We start from the raw sequence: 17106 nt of genomic DNA, 5'->3' as shown, positions 1-17106 counted from the left end.
TTCGTGTACAGGCTTTGGCTTTGTTGGGATACACTTTGAAAAATAACCGAATGTATTTTCGCTAACCCACTTATGTGGTTTTAGTATATGGCTGAATAGTAGTCGTTTACGTCAGATTTTTTGTCTAGTATTTCTACTTCTGTAAAAAAAATTAGAAAAATTTTTAGGCTCGTGCAACCTCACTACGCTCTTCTTACATCTTCCGGTCAAATAACACAAGAAACGAAAACAAGATAATCGACAACTTCAATTTTCCTAAAACCATTAACCTGAATACAAACACTATGAAAACGTTCAAACACCTCCTGACCACGGCTTTTGTTGCTTTCTCAGCCGCTACATTCGCACAATCGACAGTAACCGTAACGACTTCCGCTGATTCGACTACGACAACATCAACCGTAACCCATTCTACCCGAATTGTTCACCGGGTTACTTCAGGGCTCAAATTTTACGTAGGCTTCAATAGTCTGGGGGATCGCTTCCAGCAGGCTATGACCTTCGACCCATTGGCTCCCGATTCGCTGCCATAGCCTGGCAGACACGCATTCCACTGGCCGTGAATGGTTCAACAAAACTGCGGCTGATAACGGGTCCGGAGGTTGCCTGGAACAACTTCATGTTTGAAGGTAGAAACGTACTGGTTGAGCAGAATGGCCAGCTTACTATTGAACAGGCTGATAAAGACCTGCGTAAATCCAAACTGGTTGCCGCTCAACTGAACATCCCGCTCATGCTGAACGTATCGTTCCGATCAGGTGTGTCGCTGAGCCTGGGTGCCTATGCCGGAATGCGGTTAGACAGCTACACTAAAGTAAAACCTGTGGGCGGACCGGCTGTTCGGGATCATGGCTCATACAATCTCAACTCCGTTCGTTGGGGGCTAACAACAGAACTGGGTTTCCGGGGTAGCTCTAAACTCTTCTTCCGTTACGAACCAAACAGCGCCTTTCGGGCAGGTCAGGGGCCAGACGCCAGTGTGTGGGCTGTGGGTCTGAAACTTTAAGCCCACACTTTTCTGACTGACTCTAATAATGCATTCGAGCTATGTATAATTAGGGTCAGTCAGAAAAAACAGAAAAATCTTCTTTCGACCATGCAACGTTTCGCCAATAAGGACGTCTTTGGTTCGGAGGCTCTTCAGAAATACTAAAATAATCCCTTAAATCCACTCATCCCGCCGTTCAGACCGCTTGTGTAAGAACAGGTACTATGTGACACCCACTACCTACCTTTGCCATGTACTTTGGATAAACACAAAGCGACCTTCAAAAACAAGTATCATGAAAAAGCCTCTATCTCATACTATTCTGCTCTGGTTGACCTTTTATGGTCTGCTTCTTCTAACGCTCTCAACGGCGTTTGGGCAAGCGCTGACGCGGGGTACCGTCAATGGGCAGGTAGGAACAGCGGCCGGAAAACCACTGGAGTTTTCGACCCTTATGCTGCTGAAAGCAAAAGACTCTACGTTAGTGAAAGGTGCTATTAGCGATGCTGAGGGCAAATATGCCTTCGAGAATGTTGGGGCCGGTCGTTATCTGGTGGCCGCTCAACAGATCGGTTATAAAAAAACGTATACTGCTCCGTTCGCCATTGATGAAACGCAGCCGGCTCTGGAATTGCCCAGACTGACAATGACCGACGAAACGAAAAACTTAACGGAAGTTAAGGTAGTTGCGCAAAAACCCTTCATCGAGCAGCAGGTCGACCGCACCGTAGTAAACGTTGAAAATAGCATTGTTTCCAGCGGGAATACAGCGCTGGAGGTGCTGGAAAAGGCACCCGGCGTAACGATAGACCGCCAAAACGATCAGATTCAATTGAAAGGCAAGTCGGGTGTCATTGTTTACATTGATGGGAAACAGACTTATCTCTCACAGCAGGAAGTATCGAACCTGCTGAAAAACACCCCAAGTGATAACATTGCGTCGATTGAAATCATCACCAACCCCGGCTCTAAATACGATGCCGCCGGTAATTCGGGGATCATCAACATCAAAATGAAGAAAAATAAAAACTTCGGTACTAACGGAAACTTCATCATTGGTGGCGGCTACGGCTGGGTTAATAACCTGAGCGGTGTACGTGACGATCTACCAAAATTCAATACGTCGCTGAATCTGAATCACCGCGAAGGGAAAGTCAATCTGTTCGGCAACTATAGCTATACAAACCGCCAAAGCTCGCAGACCAACGAGATTAACCGGCGGATTCCGTTTAACAACAGCGTTACGTACTTTGATCAGTATTCCTTCCGTCCGAACCAGTTTGTTGGGCATTCCTACAAAGCCGGTATGGATTACTTCATCAATCAGAAAAGCACCATTGGGGTATTGGTCAATGGTTTCTCAAACGACTGGCGGTCGAATGGGCAAAACAATACGCTCATCAGCGACGAAAATCACCAGCTGACCAGCAAGCCCTTTACCCGGACGGATGCCCGCAATTTTCTGTCGAATGTAACAGGAAACATAAACTACAAATACGATTTCGACGGGAAAGGCCGGGAATGGACTGTCGACGCCGATTACGTTCATTACGGTGGTCAGAACAACAATAACCTAAGCACGATCTATTACAACGGCAGTAACCAGCCGATTCGTCCGAACCAGGATGTGCGGAACAGTATGCCGTCGATCATTAACATTCTGGCTTTCAAGACGGATTACGTTCATCCGCTAAAAAACGGAAGCAAACTGGAAGCTGGTCTGAAAAGCAGTATTGTAAATGCTGACAACAATACGATTTACGATACGCTGCAACAGGAAAACCGCCAGTGGTTGCCGGATGCGAGCCGTTCGAACCAGTTTAAATACGACGAAAACATCAATGCTGCGTATATCAACTACGCTGGAAAAATTGGCAAACTGAAAGTGCAGGCGGGGTTACGCGTTGAACACACGCACTCTGTCGGCACATCGGTTACGCTCAATCAGACGGTCGACCGGAATTACCTGAACCTGTTTCCGACCCTGTTTCTGTCGCGTCAGTTAGATACAAACAACGTAATGAATCTGTCGTTCAGTCGCCGGATCGACCGGCCCGATTACCAGAACCTGAATCCGTTCGTGTTCTATCTGGACCCATACACATATAGCAAAGGGAATCCATTCCTGCGGCCACAATATACCAACTCAGTTGAACTGACCCACGTTTATAAAAACCTGTTCACAACAACCCTCGGTTTCAGCCGCACAACGGATTTTATTAACCGCGAAACGCCCCGTCAGATTGCCGCTGAGAACATTACTTACGTAACGCCGGAGAATCAGGGACATCTGGATAACCTGAGCCTGAACGTCAGTTTTCCGGTGGTTGTCACAAAATGGTGGCGGATGCAGAACAACGTAAATGCGTACTACCAAACGTACCAGACTTTCTATTCCGGAACGCCCTACGAGGTGAAGCTGGTTGCCTATAACCTCTACACATCGAATAACATTACATTCAGCAAAACACTGTCCGGCGAAGTGTCGGCCTGGTATAACTCAGCATCGCAATATGGTTTCTACCGCTCACAACCGATGGGCGCCTTTAGCCTGGGATTGCAGAAGAAGGTAATGGATGGCAAGGGTAGTGTGAAACTGAACGTAAGCGACCCGTTCTGGCTGAATTACTTCCGGGGCCGTGCGGCAGTACAGGATATCGACTTCCGGGTTCTATCGCGTTGGGAAAGCCGCCGGATTATGCTGACGTTCACGTACCGGTTTGGTAATCAGAACGTAAAAGGGGCTCGCCAACGTAACTCGGCTACCTCTGCAGAGCAAAGCCGGGTAGGAGGAAATAATTAAAAGTTTAGTTTAGGTTAAGAAAACGTGAAAGCCATGCTCATCTTGAAGCATGGCTTTTTTGTACGTTGGTAATTACGACCAGGTGAAGCGAACACCTGCGCTAAAATCCTGTTACTCGCCCGAGCCAACCGTTGCAAGTCTGGATGGTGTATTAATCACCTGCTTTTTTTTGGTGAACTACTCCATCTTTTTTTCACGATCTTCCATAAAACCTGCCAGTAGCCTCCACCAACCTTGACCAGTTTGAACGAGGAGCCGCCCATATCCGGTGTCCGGTTAATCCAGGAAACAGGTACTTCCCGGATGGAACAACCCATCATAAGGGGCAGAAGACCCGTCTCTGCATTGATAGCAAAGCCCGGCTGAGAAAGATCGAGCTGCTCCACTACCTCCCGCTTGATAAGCTTCAGGTTGTTGGTCAAATCCCGGAAATGACGTCCTAACAGAAGCACCGCCAGGAAGTGAAACCCGCGATTGGCCAGAATCTTAAAAAAGGGATAATTGAGCAAAACACTATGGCGCGAAAACCGACTGCCCACAACCACATCGAAACCTAACGTAGCAGCGTCAAACATGTCGCGGATTTCAGGCAGGAGATGCTGAAAATCGCAATCCATTGACAAAATATACTTGCCAGTTGCTGCGCGATACCCGTCGGTTATAGCCCGGCCTACACCACCCGGTGGCGTCCGGTAAACCGGCCGGATGCGGGGGTCCTCGCTGGCGAGTTTCTGCATTACCTCTCGCGTACGATCCTTGCTGTTATCATCGACCGGAATAATTTCATGAATGTAGTCGCCAAAAAACTGCTTAAGGCCATTTACCAGCGGTATGATGTTCATTTCCTCATTATAGCATGGAATCACTACAGAAATGGCTCGCTCCAGCGATTTATGCTCACACAGGGATATGGCTGGAAGCTCAACGACGCGCGGAGGTTTCTGGGCATGAATCAAAATAGAGCCTGCCAGCGTTCTGAATCCGTAGGCGTTTTCAAGCAGGATAGACAGGTTACGTAACAGCCAGGCCAGTCGGCGGCTTAGGGGGGCATAAACAAAGTCGGTACAGATGGCAAAGATTCTGATAAACCCAATTTCCGAGATCAGTTCGTATAGCTCCGAACGGTTCAGCAGATCGCGGGGATCTCGTTTACCAGCCAGGTTTTTAAGCAACTGCCGAAACTTAAGGACTATGTTCCAGGGGTTGGTTTCAAAAAATAAGATTTGCCCTCCGGGATTCAGTAACTGATGAACATTTTGCAGCATCCAGGCACAGTTGCGCTTGTCTAGCAGATCCATGGCTACGATGTAATCGAACTTCTTTTCACTGAGTTCTCCGGGAACGGATGTACTAACTATATATTCGACACCTTCCGGCAAATCAGCTGGCCTTGGGTCGTCGTTGAACGTAACGGCTGTGATCGGATTTTCTCCGCGCGACACCTGATGCAGGCGTTTAGTGAAGAGGCCTTTGCCACATCCTAATTCGAGTATTGTCTGGCCTGGAACAAGATGGACCATATGCCGTAACGTTTGAGCACGCCATAACAGCCGGTCCTTTAGAATCGGATCTCGTTTTTGCCAGTATTGATCCCGGAATTTTTCTCGTTGGCCGAGTACTTTTGTGTCGGCTAAGTTCTGGTCGCTGATGGTAGAAGATAGGTTCATATACGGTGTAAAATAATTCCAGGTTTGAAGAAGAACTTACTTGGCCTCAACTAAGTGTACATACCAATAACTATTCAGTGACCCTAACTTAGTGACCTTATAATTCGGGTTATTTTTTATAACCTTGTTAAACCACTGAGGGCGCTGTGCATTTTCTATTGTCGGTTTTGTCGTAGCCGTTTTGGCATAATCTGTTTTATTAAAAACCAGAAAGCGTTTCGTCGTCTTCAGGAATTCGTTACTCTGTATAATCTGGTTTTTGAAGTGATGTGGCAAACGACGCTTCAGTGCTTCCAGATGTTTGTATTCCTGGGGAGGGAACAAACCGCTTGTTGTATCAACCGCACTGGGCCAGTGCTGAACAAACCGATACCTATCTCTTTGTGGAGAATACTGTAAGAGCTTCAGAAATTCATTGGAGTAGTTAATAACTATCGGCAACGATTCGTATCCGAACTTATTATCGTTACTCCCAGGTCTGCCCTCCTGCCATCTGAATTTACCTCTAACAACTGGAATTGCTAAAAAACCAGCAGCCAATACAATGAGTCCAGTAGTACGGAGGGTTGGTAGCCAGGTTTGCCACTGCCGTTGGGCATTACTATGTTCCCATTTTTTGCTAAGTTCAATAAACTGAGAGAACAATTGGGCCAGCATAATTGTCCAGCTTAGGATAACCGGCATCAGATACCGATCCATAAATACTGGTTTTATGATGTAAGAGATGCACCAGACAAATACGGGAACTGCCAGAAATGCGTAGGCCAGTATTAACAGAGAAACACTACTTTCCTCCTTTAAATATTTAGCCGGCGATTTCCAGGACGAGCGTGTGACTTTCTTCAACGTAGCCGTGAAAAACCAGACGGACAAACCCGTTGCAGTTACAAATGCCGCCAGTTTCCCCCAGGTTTTATAAGCAAATGGGAAAGGTATTAACCACTGTCTGGAGCTGTATTCGAATAGCGTAAGCGTATCGACCAGGTCGCGCAGGGTAGGCAGGTAAATCCAGGTACGTGGATTTCCGGCATCGGCCTGAACAAGAAACGTAGGCAGATACAGTAAAAAGGAAAGCCATCCGACAACAATTGACAGATATACCATCGGCCGATACTGTTTGAAGTACCAGTCTCTCGCCATAAACGACACCAGAATCGCACCACTGAAAAACACACCATGCAGGTGAGTCTGAATGAACGCAGCATGAACCAGGACATTTGCAATCAGCAGATCATACCCCGGCTTTTCTTTTTTATTGATGTTGTCATACAGCACCAGACCCAGAGCGGTCACAATCAAATACAGGCCGTACATCCGGGCCTCAGAATTCTGATAGTACACCAAGGGAGAGCCGCAGAATGGGATGATTACGGCGAGCGAAGTTCCCCAAAAAGAATAAGTCCGACGTAACGTTCGCCATATTATGAGGCTGGATAATGCCAGTCCTATTGAGGAAAACAAACGTAACGACAACTCAGAAGCGGTAAACAGTTGGGCCCACCACCAGCCAAGGACGAAATAAAGAGGTGGAGTATTATTGATTTTATCATTGAATGATTTCCACATGCTCGCAAATGAATCATCAGCGAGAAAGAAATAGGAATAAAGCTCATCATTCCAGAAGTACTTCTTGGGGGAAATCAGAATACAGCAAATGATTAATGATGCTGAAATAAGGATTGGTATCAGGTATTCCCAGTTTACTAAACTTTTTTTTCTAATATCTTCCCCTGCGACGGGTTTCAGTCTTTGTACGGTTTCCTGTAACATGTGGATTATAAGTACTGGTTATAAGAATAATGAAATTTCTACTTTATTATTATAAAATGAAAAGCTGAGTTATCTATATTTTTATTACAGTAACAAATTGAGAAAAAATCTATAAACAATCTGTTATCAAAGAGTTACCGCAAATCGTTTACACACTACAAGGTAAGCAGTGAATAATTAAATACCTAAATCCATTTAACAAATAGCCATCTAGAAAAAAGACTATACTGCCACTGACTCAAGGTTAAGGAGAAAGTCACTATAGCTTCGCATTTATCACTTATAAATTAATTTTACGGTATAGATTGAATTATTGTTACATGGATATAGCTGTTAAACAGAAGAGTTTAAACATTAGCTTTATCAACTTATCAAAAGAGAGGTTATGAAATTAGATTAACTTATGCATTCATATTGGATTATTTAGTGATATTTTAAGGAGATTCAATGTGGTGTCTGTTAGAAAAATAAATAAAAAAAATATAATAGATGGTATTACATTGTATATATTCCGGCGAATAGTTTAATAAATTTTATATGTATTAAGTTGCATATGTACATTTTTAATTGAATGTGTACAGATTATCCAGCTTTCAATTACATTATTGTATATTAATTAAATATGCGTCTGATGCCTTAGACGATTTGAATTCAGCGTATTTTTTTAAGCGTAAAAAAGGCGATTCAATAAAAACAAAAGATAAATAGGATACAGTCAGAAGCAAGACTATATTTTCGAATTCTATTAATAGATATTCGTAGTTTTTTATAGAATCAGGCAGGTGAGAATAAAGATGTGACCGAATAAATTTCGCATTTGTAATATACGGAATAGCAAGGTGATAGAGATATAATCCGTAACTAATTTTTCCCAGGAACTGAAACGTAACGTTATGCAGTATGAATTTAAAATTGACTTCATCTTTATCGGCATTTATATATATATACGTAATCACCCATAGCGCAATAATAGCATGCAAGGTTCTGGCTGATAGTAATGAGCCGATTTGTAGTATATATAAAGCTAAAAGTACAAAACTACTTATTGCAGCCCATAATAGCCACTTGTAAAATGTACGAAGGTATTGGGGTTTAATTATACGAATGTAAGCTAATAAAGCACCCGCTCCAAAACAATCAAAGCAGGTGAAAAGGAGGGTGTCACTGAAATTATCTGCTTCTGTAGACATAATAGGCAGGCTTATTATACTTATTAATATCAAGCAAATAATTACAGCTGGTAAATATTTATTATTGATAAATAAAAGTATCCAGGGCCAGAATAAATAAAACTGTTCTTCAACGGCCAAAGACCATAGATGATAAATTATAGTTTCTGCAGCCTGTTTATTATAAAAATAAATATTAGTTGTATAAGTCAATAGATAAAAGAATGCTTCACCAATATCAGCTCCCAGCTTATTGCCTATAAGGAATAATGTAAAAATTAATAAGTAGTAAATTGGGAAGATTCTGAGCGAACGCCTTATATAGAAGTTTTTAAGAATACTAACGTTCGACCAATTTGTTTTCTCAGAATTTATTTTTTGTTTCAGTAATATACTCGTTATTAGAAAGCCGCTTAACACAAAAAATGTATTAACGCCTATACTTCCTAAACTAAGATTATCAATAAAAGGAATATGCTTGTACCAATGGCTAATGATAACAAAAATGACTGCAACGGCTCTGACAGCGTCAAATTGCTTAATATATCCCATGTAGATATTTTTATGCCTATAAATGAATAATTAGATTTAACGATATGTTTATAACTATTTATTGAAGTTTGATTAGCAGATATGCATTCTTCAATGTTACCATATTTAGAAAAGTATAACGAAATCTCTTGTTTTTATTGTTTGTGACCTACAGGATTTATTGTGATTTTATCAAAGATATATAATCAGAGCCAATTACGTACTTGGCCGCTTGCTCTTGTAAGAGCAAGTAGAATTATGCTTTCAGAATTGCTCTGACTGTGCTAATATAATGCTGTTCGTAACTCAACCAGAATCTGGTTTATATGGTCTAAATCGGGTTGGTCGGGCAAGGAACTTTGAGCAGCTGCCTTGTCAACCTGATTCACTTTTGCTTCAGCCTGTTTTATCAGCTCGTCGTATTCAAACGCGCCTGCCCGAATCTGAAGTAATTCGGCTCGATTTGGGCGCCGTACCAGTACTTCACCTTGCTCCAGAATTTCTACGGCCATATCGAGTAATCGAAATGTATGCATCATATTCTTGGCATCGTAGTTTTTGCCGTGGTCAAGTGTGTTCTGAAAGCGGTCGTTGTTACGTTTCTCTACCCAGTCCCAGTATTCACGATAATCTTTGCAACAGCTGGAGTAGCCATCATGATTTACGTACAGATAAGCACGTAGTGGATGTTGTTTCGGAATGCTGCTGAGCGACACCTCATTGGATTCTTCTCCTGAAAGTATACCCTGAAAACCAAGCGTTCCTGTTTCGTCGTAGAAGAGCGCGTATACATCCCGAGCATGGGCAATGCTCACCAGCCCGCATTGATCCTGCTGCGATTTATGTGCGTTGAGCCAATTCTAATAAAGGCTGCGAACCAGTAAAAGCACTGCCCAGGCCAGGAAGTACGTAACAGAAATTAAGCAACGATTTGCGCTCCTTAGGAAGCGGATTCAGAATTTTCTTGTTCAGCCCCCGTGCTTTTTTGATCTGACTGATGGCATAGCCTGCAAACGTATCCCGGCATAGTTTCGACAGAAAATTACGTGCCTGAAGTCTGTCGAGCACCGGATGTTTATACAGAATGCAATCGGCGGGCGCAGAGTAACTCGAGAATATTAGGGTTGTTTTTAGAAAGAAACTCGACAAACCGGCCTAGTTCGTAGAAAATCACGTCGTTTTTGTCGTCGTTAACCTGCGCTACGTAATGCAGGCCGTATAGCTCTGCCTGCGGGAGGACAAACACGCCCCGAATGTCCGTATCGGAGGTGGGCAAATCGGTGCCGTAAGCGCGACTACCGCTGATGCATTCAAATAAAATGAGGTGATTGGTCCGGAGTTCCTGAATAGTCATGGGACTGTAAAATAACCAAATACCCTATAAAAAAGATAAGGTTCCCTGAACGTTGCAGAGAACCCTATACTGACTATTCCTAAACCCTTAACCTTTTCTACATGAAAAACTAACTTTTACTCTTTTCTGTTCCAAATTCCGGTTGAATTCGGAATTTATTGAACGCCAGCGGCTTGGCTGAGTGATTGATCTGCATTCCAAAGGAAATTGATCATTCGAGCTGTGTAACCGGCCTGGTTGGTCCAGCGAATGGCTTCTGCATTTTTTTGCTTAGCCAGTGTATTAATTACTTGTGTGGTAGCTTCGTTGAATTTCGCACGATCCGCAGGGCTGATTGTCAGCACAGCAGAAGGACTTTGGTTATACAACGAGACAACGCTCATAAAGTTTTGCCAATTGGTAGTGTGCGTAAACTTGATAATGTTTTGTTCAGCATACGAAGCAAACTGCTTTTGTGAACCATTAACAAGCATAGCATTTGCCGGCTTGGTAGTTGCCGGGCTATCATCAGTGTTGGTGGTGGTAGCCGCGGTTGCCTGGGTTGTCGCTAATCCTAATCCAAGAATTACCGACGCAAAGATAACGCGCGTTTTCATTGTTTTGTTCTATTTTTGTTTCAACTTGGTAACGCACAAAGGTCTATAGAAAGTTCTAAAATACAAAGCGTACCTAGTATCGGCTCAAAATATTATTCCGAAGAATTTATGGTTTTTGCAGAATTTTGCGCGTGTATAACTGTTATTTATCTACCAAGAAGAATATTATTCTAAATTGCACCTTTCTAATATGAATAAAATATCGTTCTTGGATAATGAAAACTTCTTTAAAAAGTTATATCATTGGTTGTAATTGTTCATAGCATTTTGTATGCCCATAGTACAAAACGCCAGCACTGCATCGCCTGCGCGGTCCAAATAGTCGGGTAATTGGATCATTTCGTCTTCCGGAAACTGCCCCAGCACAAAATCAATCTGTCGGCCTTTCGAGAAATTATTGCCGATTCCAACGCGCAACCGGGCATATTCCTGTGAAGTCAACAGTTCATCAATATTTCGTAATCCGTTATGACCGCCCGGCGATCCTTTTGGCTTCAACCGTAATTTGCCAAACGGTAAATCTTTATCGTCGGTCACAATGAGAACATTCTCAAGCGGAATATTTTCCTGCTTCATGTAATACTGCACAGCCTTGCCGCTGAGGTTCATATAGGTAGTAGGCTTTACAAAAAACAACTGCTTGCCTTTGTACTGCCACTTGGCGGTATAAGCCAGGCGGGTCATCGAAAACGTAAAGCCGTGCTGTGCCGCCATTCGGTCGAGGACCATAAAACCGGCATTATGCCGAGTCAAAGCATATTCTGGGCCAATGTTGCCAAGCCCAACAATCAAAAATTTCATGTAGTCTATTTATTTAATAAAGCCACCGATTCACGATACGTAGTTTGCGTGCCATCGGGAAACTGGCAATCCAGGCGGTACATATACATGCCCGTTGGTGCGGCTTGTCCGTTAAGCTGGCCATCCCAGATCGGTTCGCCGTTGGCGAGTTCAAAATTAACACGATTATACAGGACTGCTCCCCATCGATCGTACACTGTGAACCGCAAAATAGTTAGCGAGGACAAGGCGAAATGAACCGTAAGCGCATCGTTTATCTGGTCGGCATTAGGCGAGAAAGCAGACGGCAATTGAATCTGATTGGCACAGTCGACCGGAACCAGTACGTTCAGGCTAAGCTTGCAGCCATTCGCGTCTTTGGTCGTAAGGGTATAATTCCCTCCTTTTAACGCCGAAAAGGTGGCGGCCTGTTGATATGTCTGATCGTCGAGCGAATAAGTCAGTAAGTCTGATGAATTTTTAGCGGTTATCAGAATAGCCCCGTTCTTCAGGTTACACCCCTCCATAATGGTATGTACATCTGCCAGTTGAGGGCCTGTGCTGGCAGCCACTTCGATGGACTGACTAACCATACAGCCTTCATTATCTTTTGCTGTCAGTATATACTCGCCGGATTTCAGGTTGGCAAACGTATTGTCCGACTGGAAGGTTTGCTTGTCCAGGCTATACTGAACTGGTGCAATACCGCCTGAGATTGTCATGGCTACCTGACCATCCGCCTGACCGCAGGTGGTAGGAAGGCCCGTTGTGCTTTGAATAATAATCGGTTTATAAGCCGGTAAGCTCAGTGCTTTGTTCACCTCACAGCCGTTGGCATCGCGTACCCGAAAGGTATAGGTTCCGCCCGATAACTGATTAAAAATCGGGCTGGACTGAAATGTTTGTCCATAATCGATTGAATAGGTGAGGGGCGCTTTTCCACCCGCTGCTACTACGTTGACACTGCCATTCGCTGGTTCGCATTTAGGGGGCGTACTGGTTAATTGACTGATGGTGGGACTTGAGTCGGCAGTGAGCGTAACTACCTTCGCAGCCTGGCAGCCAGCCGCATCCTGAGCCACTACGGTATAAGAAGCAGGTTTTAGGCTGGTAAACAGGGGGTTTGTCTGAAAAGCGCCACCGTTTATGCTATACCGCCACCCAACTGTATCGACTGCGGTAACTTGGATAGCCCCGTCCGTCTGACTACAGGTTGTATTCAGAGGAATTGCGTTAAAAACGGGCTCCGTAATTTCGACCGTAACCGGAACCGCCGGGCTTTCGGTCTGGTAGAGCGTTTGCGTAATATAAAACGTGGTTGTCTGGCTAATTTTAGGGCTATACGTATTGCCCGCTGCAAGCACATTCGTGCGGGAGGCTGACGAATACCACCGAATATTTTTACCCGTAACCACTAGGTTGACCGGGCTATCTTTGCAAAATTTGGTCCCGGATTTAAGAACGATTCGGTAGAGTTCGACTTTGCCATTTCCCTCTTTGGTACACGTACTGCCGTTTGTAATATTCTCATAGGTACCGATCAGACTCTCGTTGGTAGCATTGTACGTCATGGTGCCCCGCCAGAAACAGATGTCCTTAACGGCGGTGCTACCGTTCTGATCCATTTCGCTAAACGTAACCTGTGCTGAAGAAACCTGCCCCGCTACGTAAGCCATCCCACCAAACGGTACATTCGGGTTCGACGTTTGGGTCGTACCGCCCAGCGTAGTGCCAGTCTGTGTGAGCGTCATCGTATAGTTATAGACCGCCTGATTCGGATTAGCCGGGTATGTTACTCCCAGCCAGAACCCGCTTATGTCCTGAGCCTGGCCAGCCATAACACCGAGCCAAAACACGAATAGAAGTCCTAATAGCGATCTCAGCAGCATACCGAAAGCGTTTTACAAACTGCGTTCATTCAATCATGTAATATAGCGAGCTGATCGTTTATACGGCGAAAACTCATAAGCCGCCCCGAAAAAATGAACTACAACGTACCAATTTGTTTGTTTTCCCAGGCTTATTAGGCTTACGCCTTTGCACACTTGTTTTTACCTTTACACCATAGACTATTTTTATTGTATGAACCAACAACGCCTAATCCTGTCCAGCCCATTGCTCGAAATTGTCATTAGCCGATTGACGCAGCAATTAATCGAAAATTACCAGGATTTCACGGATACTGTTATTCTGGGTATGCAGCCGAGGGGAATTTATTTTGCTGAGCGCGTCGGACGCCAGCTAAACCAAACGCTGGGCTACAACGTACCGCTGGGCTATCTGGATGCTACATTCTATAGGGACGATTTTCGTCGGCGCGATACACCACTACGTCCCAATACAACCAACGTACCGTTTATCATTGAAAATAAGCGTGTTATTCTGATTGACGATGTACTGGCAACGGGCCGCATGGTACGTGCCGCCCTCGACGCTATGACGGCTTTTGGACGACCACGCAAAGTTGAATTACTGGTTCTTATTGACCGACGTTACAACCGGGATCTACCCATAAAATCTGATTATACAGGTATGCGCGTAAATACGCTTGAATCGCAGCAGGTACTGGTTGAGTGGACTGAACAGGGAGCCGATGCCGACCGAATATGGATTGTTGGTTAATTCCAAGAATAAGTAGAAATAGCTATATATTTTCTTAATGGAAAATACTCAATAAATAATTAATTTTGAAGCTTGTTCCTGATAAACGACAAGCTAACGGTTTGTGCTGAAGTTTTAACAGTTGATGGCCTTAATGTGGCGTTTGAGCCAGTAGATGCATTTATAAGCAGTTGTAGTTAGAGTAAATTCGCCGTAACAAAAAGAACAACAAGACTACACAACAGTTGAAGACTCAGTTACATCCACATTCTTTTTTAACGATTTTATGGTTGTTGCTTGTCGGAGTTACATCGACTGCTCAGGCTCAGACCGTTTATAAAGTTACAGGCCTGGTAACGGATGCGAACACAGGAGAGCCTATTCCATTTGCGAGTGTTGCGCTGGTTGGCCGTCGGGTTGGTGTGGTTACTGATGAGCAGGGTCGCTACTCACTGATCGCCAAAATATTATCGGATTCAGTAGCCGTTAGTTCACTTGGCTACAAAACGCTTCGTCGGGCTATTAATCCGGAACGCCTTACTCAGTCAGTCGATTTCAAGTTGGAGTCAGCAGGAACGGCCTTACAGGAGGTTACGGTCAGAGCCGGCGAAAACCCGGCCTGGCGCGTGTTACGTCAGCTTCGAAAAAACAGATCGATCAACGACCGCAGGCGCCTGCTGGCTTATGAATACGATAGCTATGTAAAAACCGAAATTGCGCTTAGTCACGTAACGGATCGGATGCGCAAAAATCCGCTTATTAGAAAGATCAACGAGGCCATGAGTAAACATGACTCGATTACGGACGATGAAGGGCATCGATTGCTGCCACTGCTGGCTTCGGAGTCGGTATCGCGTTTTTATTTCAGAACCAGCCCTGAGCGGAAACGGGAGGATATTCGGAAAACAAGGATCAAGGGGGTAGCTGTGGATGATGCCGGATTAAGTTCGCAACTCCTGGGCGGAACCAATCTGGTCAGCCAGAATTTTTACGATAACTACATCCCGATTCTGGGAAAAGATTTTGCCTCGCCCGTAGGCGACAACTGGCGGAACTGGTACGAATTTTTCCTGGCCGACACCACACAGCTTGGCGATCATGTCTGTTATGAAATCCATTTTGATCCCAAACGTAAAGAAGATCTGGCCTTCATAGGAAAAGCCTGGATTGACACCACTACGTTTGCGCTTTGCCAGATTGAAACCCGCATTGGCGACGGTGCCAACCTGAACTACGTTCGTGGACTTACCATTGAACAGGAACTGGAAACTACGGTAGATTCAGCGTCGGGTTCATCTTCTACAGCCGGGTGGTTACCCGTTAGCATCAAGCTCGTTGCAAACCTGACAGGGGTTGGCAAACAATCGCTCGGGATGCGGGCTCAGGTGACGTTACGTAACAGCAACATCATCGTGAACCGGCCGCGTTCAACTGCCTTTTATGAACAGCCTATCGAGCCAAGCGATACGGTAGCTACGACCAATGATGCGTACTGGCAGTCGGTTCAGCGGAATCTGGCTGGGGCCGACTCCTTAAGTAAAGATGATCAGAAGACGCGTCAGATCATCGATAAGTTACGAGCGGTACCTGCCGTAAAAATGGCCGAAGCTGTGGGGCAGGTGGCTGTGACCGGCTTTTACAAAATCGGAGGTGTCGATCTGGGACCGTATCCATATTTGTTTGCGGTGAACAGCATCGAAGGCTTACGGACCCGTATCGGTTTCCGGACGAATGAACAGTTCAGTCGGAACTGGGTGTTGCGTGGCTATGTGGCTTACGGGACGTTGGATAGTAAATTCAAGTATGGGGCCGAAATCGATTATCTGTTCTCACGTCAGCATTGGACCGTAGCGGGGGTTCGAATGGCTAACGACCTGGAGCGGCTGGGGTTGACCCCCGAATTGATAGGTGGTAATCGGATGTTTTACGCACTAAGCCGTTTCGGTCGTTACCGGGGCGCTTATCAGAGCCATCAGAAAGAAGCTTTTTTTAAGACAGAGCCGTTTAAAGGGGTACTGATCACAGCCATGCTTGGCAGTCGAACATTCGACCCACTATTTCCCTTTCATTACCGGGCAGAACCTGAATTAGGCGATCAATCGCCATTGCGCTCCGATATTTATGATGCCTACTGGTCGGTGGAAGCCCGGCTGGCCCGGAAGGAAAAATACATTATGGATGGTAACGAACGAATTACGCTTGGCACGAAACGCGCTCCTATCCTGACCATCAAGTACACACGTGGTTCGAAATCACTAGGTGGTGATTATAATTACCAGCGTATTACGGTGCGGGCGCAACAAACGTTCAGGCTTGGTCCCTTAGGACGTACTACGTATCTGCTTTCGGCCGGATATACTCCGTCAACCTTACCAGCCCCATTGCTCTTTCCGCATATTGGCAACCCTACACCTCTGCTTACGACGAATACATTTAACCGAATGCAGTTTTATGAGTTTGTGAGCGACAAATTCATGGCCATACACGTACAGCACCGGTTTGAAGGGCTTTTGTTCAATCGTATCCCTGGCATCCGCAAGCTAAACTGGCGATTAATTGCCAATGTCGATGCCCTTTGGGGAACTCAGTCGAAAGAAAATCAGGCCCTCGATTCTCAGAAACCTATGCCAAACGGCATGAGGACTATTCATTTTGGTACGCTGGACCCTAAGGTTCCGTATATGGAACTGGGGTATGGAATCGACAATATTTTCAAACTGATCCGGATTCAGGCGATTCATCGACTAAATTACCTCAACGACGGACCGAACGGTATCCCGATTAAATCGTTTGCGTTGAAAGCGTCTGCATCAATTAGTTTCTAATAAACCATTATGGACTGACTAG

The 17106-nt window shown here is 44.9% G+C and carries 14 protein-coding genes; 5 read left to right on the top strand and 9 right to left on the bottom strand.

Going from position 1 to position 17106, the window contains the following annotated elements; all coding sequences use genetic code 11:
- Nucleotides 1-284: 284 nt before the first annotated feature.
- From LN737_RS23050 to LN737_RS23040, 3 genes are all read left to right on the top strand, one after another.
- Complete coding sequence (locus LN737_RS23050) at nucleotides 285-533, top strand: hypothetical protein (RefSeq protein ID WP_405512336.1); 249 nt, start codon at nucleotides 285-287, stop codon at nucleotides 531-533.
- A gap of 26 nt (nucleotides 534-559) precedes the next feature.
- On the top strand, nucleotides 560-1006 hold the full coding sequence (locus LN737_RS23045; protein ID WP_405512334.1) for an outer membrane beta-barrel protein: 447 nt from the start codon (nucleotides 560-562) through the stop codon (nucleotides 1004-1006).
- Nucleotides 1007-1283: 277 nt separating this feature from the next.
- Entirely contained in the window at nucleotides 1284-3791 is a 2508-nt protein-coding gene (locus tag LN737_RS23040; RefSeq protein ID WP_405512332.1) for an outer membrane beta-barrel protein, read from the top strand.
- Nucleotides 3792-3946: 155 nt separating this feature from the next.
- On the opposite strand, the gene LN737_RS23035 is transcribed toward LN737_RS23040, so the two are convergent.
- The 9 genes from LN737_RS23035 to LN737_RS22995 form a co-directional block, all read right to left on the bottom strand.
- The gene (locus LN737_RS23035) at nucleotides 3947-5458 is read right to left on the bottom strand and encodes a bifunctional class I SAM-dependent methyltransferase/glycosyltransferase family 2 protein (RefSeq protein ID WP_405512330.1); all 1512 of its coding nucleotides are present in this window, start codon (nucleotides 5456-5458) and stop codon (nucleotides 3947-3949) included.
- A gap of 36 nt (nucleotides 5459-5494) precedes the next feature.
- Entirely contained in the window at nucleotides 5495-7024 is a 1530-nt protein-coding gene (locus tag LN737_RS23030) for a hypothetical protein (RefSeq protein ID WP_405512328.1), read from the bottom strand.
- A gap of 806 nt (nucleotides 7025-7830) precedes the next feature.
- Nucleotides 7831-8949 (bottom strand): acyltransferase, encoded by a 1119-nt coding sequence (locus tag LN737_RS23025; protein ID WP_405512326.1) that lies wholly within the window; start codon nucleotides 8947-8949, stop codon nucleotides 7831-7833.
- A 263-nt stretch (nucleotides 8950-9212) separates the two neighbouring features.
- Nucleotides 9213-9743 (bottom strand): hypothetical protein, encoded by a 531-nt coding sequence (locus tag LN737_RS23020; protein ID WP_405512324.1) that lies wholly within the window; start codon nucleotides 9741-9743, stop codon nucleotides 9213-9215.
- Between the two features lie 25 nt (nucleotides 9744-9768).
- Nucleotides 9769-9996, bottom strand: a complete 228-nt coding sequence (locus LN737_RS23015) for a hypothetical protein (protein WP_405512322.1) — start codon at nucleotides 9994-9996, stop codon at nucleotides 9769-9771.
- Nucleotides 9997-10003: 7 nt separating this feature from the next.
- Nucleotides 10004-10282: a DNA polymerase beta superfamily protein gene (locus LN737_RS23010; RefSeq protein WP_405512320.1), complete on the bottom strand. Its 279-nt coding sequence runs from the start codon at nucleotides 10280-10282 to the stop codon at nucleotides 10004-10006.
- Nucleotides 10283-10437: 155 nt separating this feature from the next.
- Nucleotides 10438-10878, bottom strand: a complete 441-nt coding sequence (locus LN737_RS23005; protein ID WP_405512318.1) for a hypothetical protein — start codon at nucleotides 10876-10878, stop codon at nucleotides 10438-10440.
- Between the two features lie 240 nt (nucleotides 10879-11118).
- Nucleotides 11119-11679 carry an aminoacyl-tRNA hydrolase gene (gene pth, locus LN737_RS23000; RefSeq protein ID WP_405512316.1) on the bottom strand — a complete coding sequence of 187 codons (561 nt, stop codon included), beginning with the start codon at nucleotides 11677-11679 and terminating at the stop codon, nucleotides 11119-11121.
- Nucleotides 11680-11684: 5 nt separating this feature from the next.
- Nucleotides 11685-13547: a gliding motility-associated C-terminal domain-containing protein gene (locus LN737_RS22995; RefSeq protein WP_405512314.1), complete on the bottom strand. Its 1863-nt coding sequence runs from the start codon at nucleotides 13545-13547 to the stop codon at nucleotides 11685-11687.
- 193 nt (nucleotides 13548-13740) lie between these two features.
- Between LN737_RS22995 and pyrR the strand changes: the two genes are divergently transcribed.
- Together pyrR and LN737_RS22985 are read left to right on the top strand one after the other, a co-directional pair.
- On the top strand, nucleotides 13741-14280 hold the full coding sequence (gene pyrR / locus LN737_RS22990) for a bifunctional pyr operon transcriptional regulator/uracil phosphoribosyltransferase PyrR (protein ID WP_405512312.1): 540 nt from the start codon (nucleotides 13741-13743) through the stop codon (nucleotides 14278-14280).
- A 272-nt stretch (nucleotides 14281-14552) separates the two neighbouring features.
- Nucleotides 14553-17084, top strand: a complete 2532-nt coding sequence (locus LN737_RS22985) for a DUF5686 and carboxypeptidase-like regulatory domain-containing protein (RefSeq protein ID WP_405512310.1) — start codon at nucleotides 14553-14555, stop codon at nucleotides 17082-17084.
- Nucleotides 17085-17106: the final 22 nt, after the last annotated feature.

The sequence above is a fragment of the Spirosoma sp. KNUC1025 genome, assembly GCF_045160025.1.
Classification (GTDB): Bacteria; Bacteroidota; Bacteroidia; order Cytophagales; family Spirosomataceae; genus Spirosoma.
The sequence above is the reverse complement of the archived record's forward strand: the minus strand, read 5'-3'. Positions and strand labels throughout refer to the sequence as shown.

What these genes read in the sequence shown, in the direction of transcription:
- LN737_RS23035 (WP_405512330.1), bottom strand. Translation starts at nt 5,458, where the DNA reads ATGAACCTATCTTCTACCATCAGCGACCAGAACTTAGCCGACACAAAA.
- LN737_RS23025 (WP_405512326.1), bottom strand. Translation starts at nt 8,949, where the DNA reads ATGGGATATATTAAGCAATTTGACGCTGTCAGAGCCGTTGCAGTCATT.
- LN737_RS23010 (WP_405512320.1), bottom strand. Translation starts at nt 10,282, where the DNA reads ATGACTATTCAGGAACTCCGGACCAATCACCTCATTTTATTTGAATGC.
- LN737_RS23005 (WP_405512318.1), bottom strand. Translation starts at nt 10,878, where the DNA reads ATGAAAACGCGCGTTATCTTTGCGTCGGTAATTCTTGGATTAGGATTA.
- LN737_RS23030 (WP_405512328.1), bottom strand. Translation starts at nt 7,024, where the DNA reads ATGTGGAAATCATTCAATGATAAAATCAATAATACTCCACCTCTTTAT.
- LN737_RS22995 (WP_405512314.1), bottom strand. Translation starts at nt 13,547, where the DNA reads ATGCTGCTGAGATCGCTATTAGGACTTCTATTCGTGTTTTGGCTCGGT.
- pyrR (WP_405512312.1), top strand. Translation starts at nt 13,741, where the DNA reads ATGAACCAACAACGCCTAATCCTGTCCAGCCCATTGCTCGAAATTGTC.
- pth (WP_405512316.1), bottom strand. Translation starts at nt 11,679, where the DNA reads ATGAAATTTTTGATTGTTGGGCTTGGCAACATTGGCCCAGAATATGCT.
- LN737_RS23050 (WP_405512336.1), top strand. Translation starts at nt 285, where the DNA reads ATGAAAACGTTCAAACACCTCCTGACCACGGCTTTTGTTGCTTTCTCA.
- LN737_RS23040 (WP_405512332.1), top strand. Translation starts at nt 1,284, where the DNA reads ATGAAAAAGCCTCTATCTCATACTATTCTGCTCTGGTTGACCTTTTAT.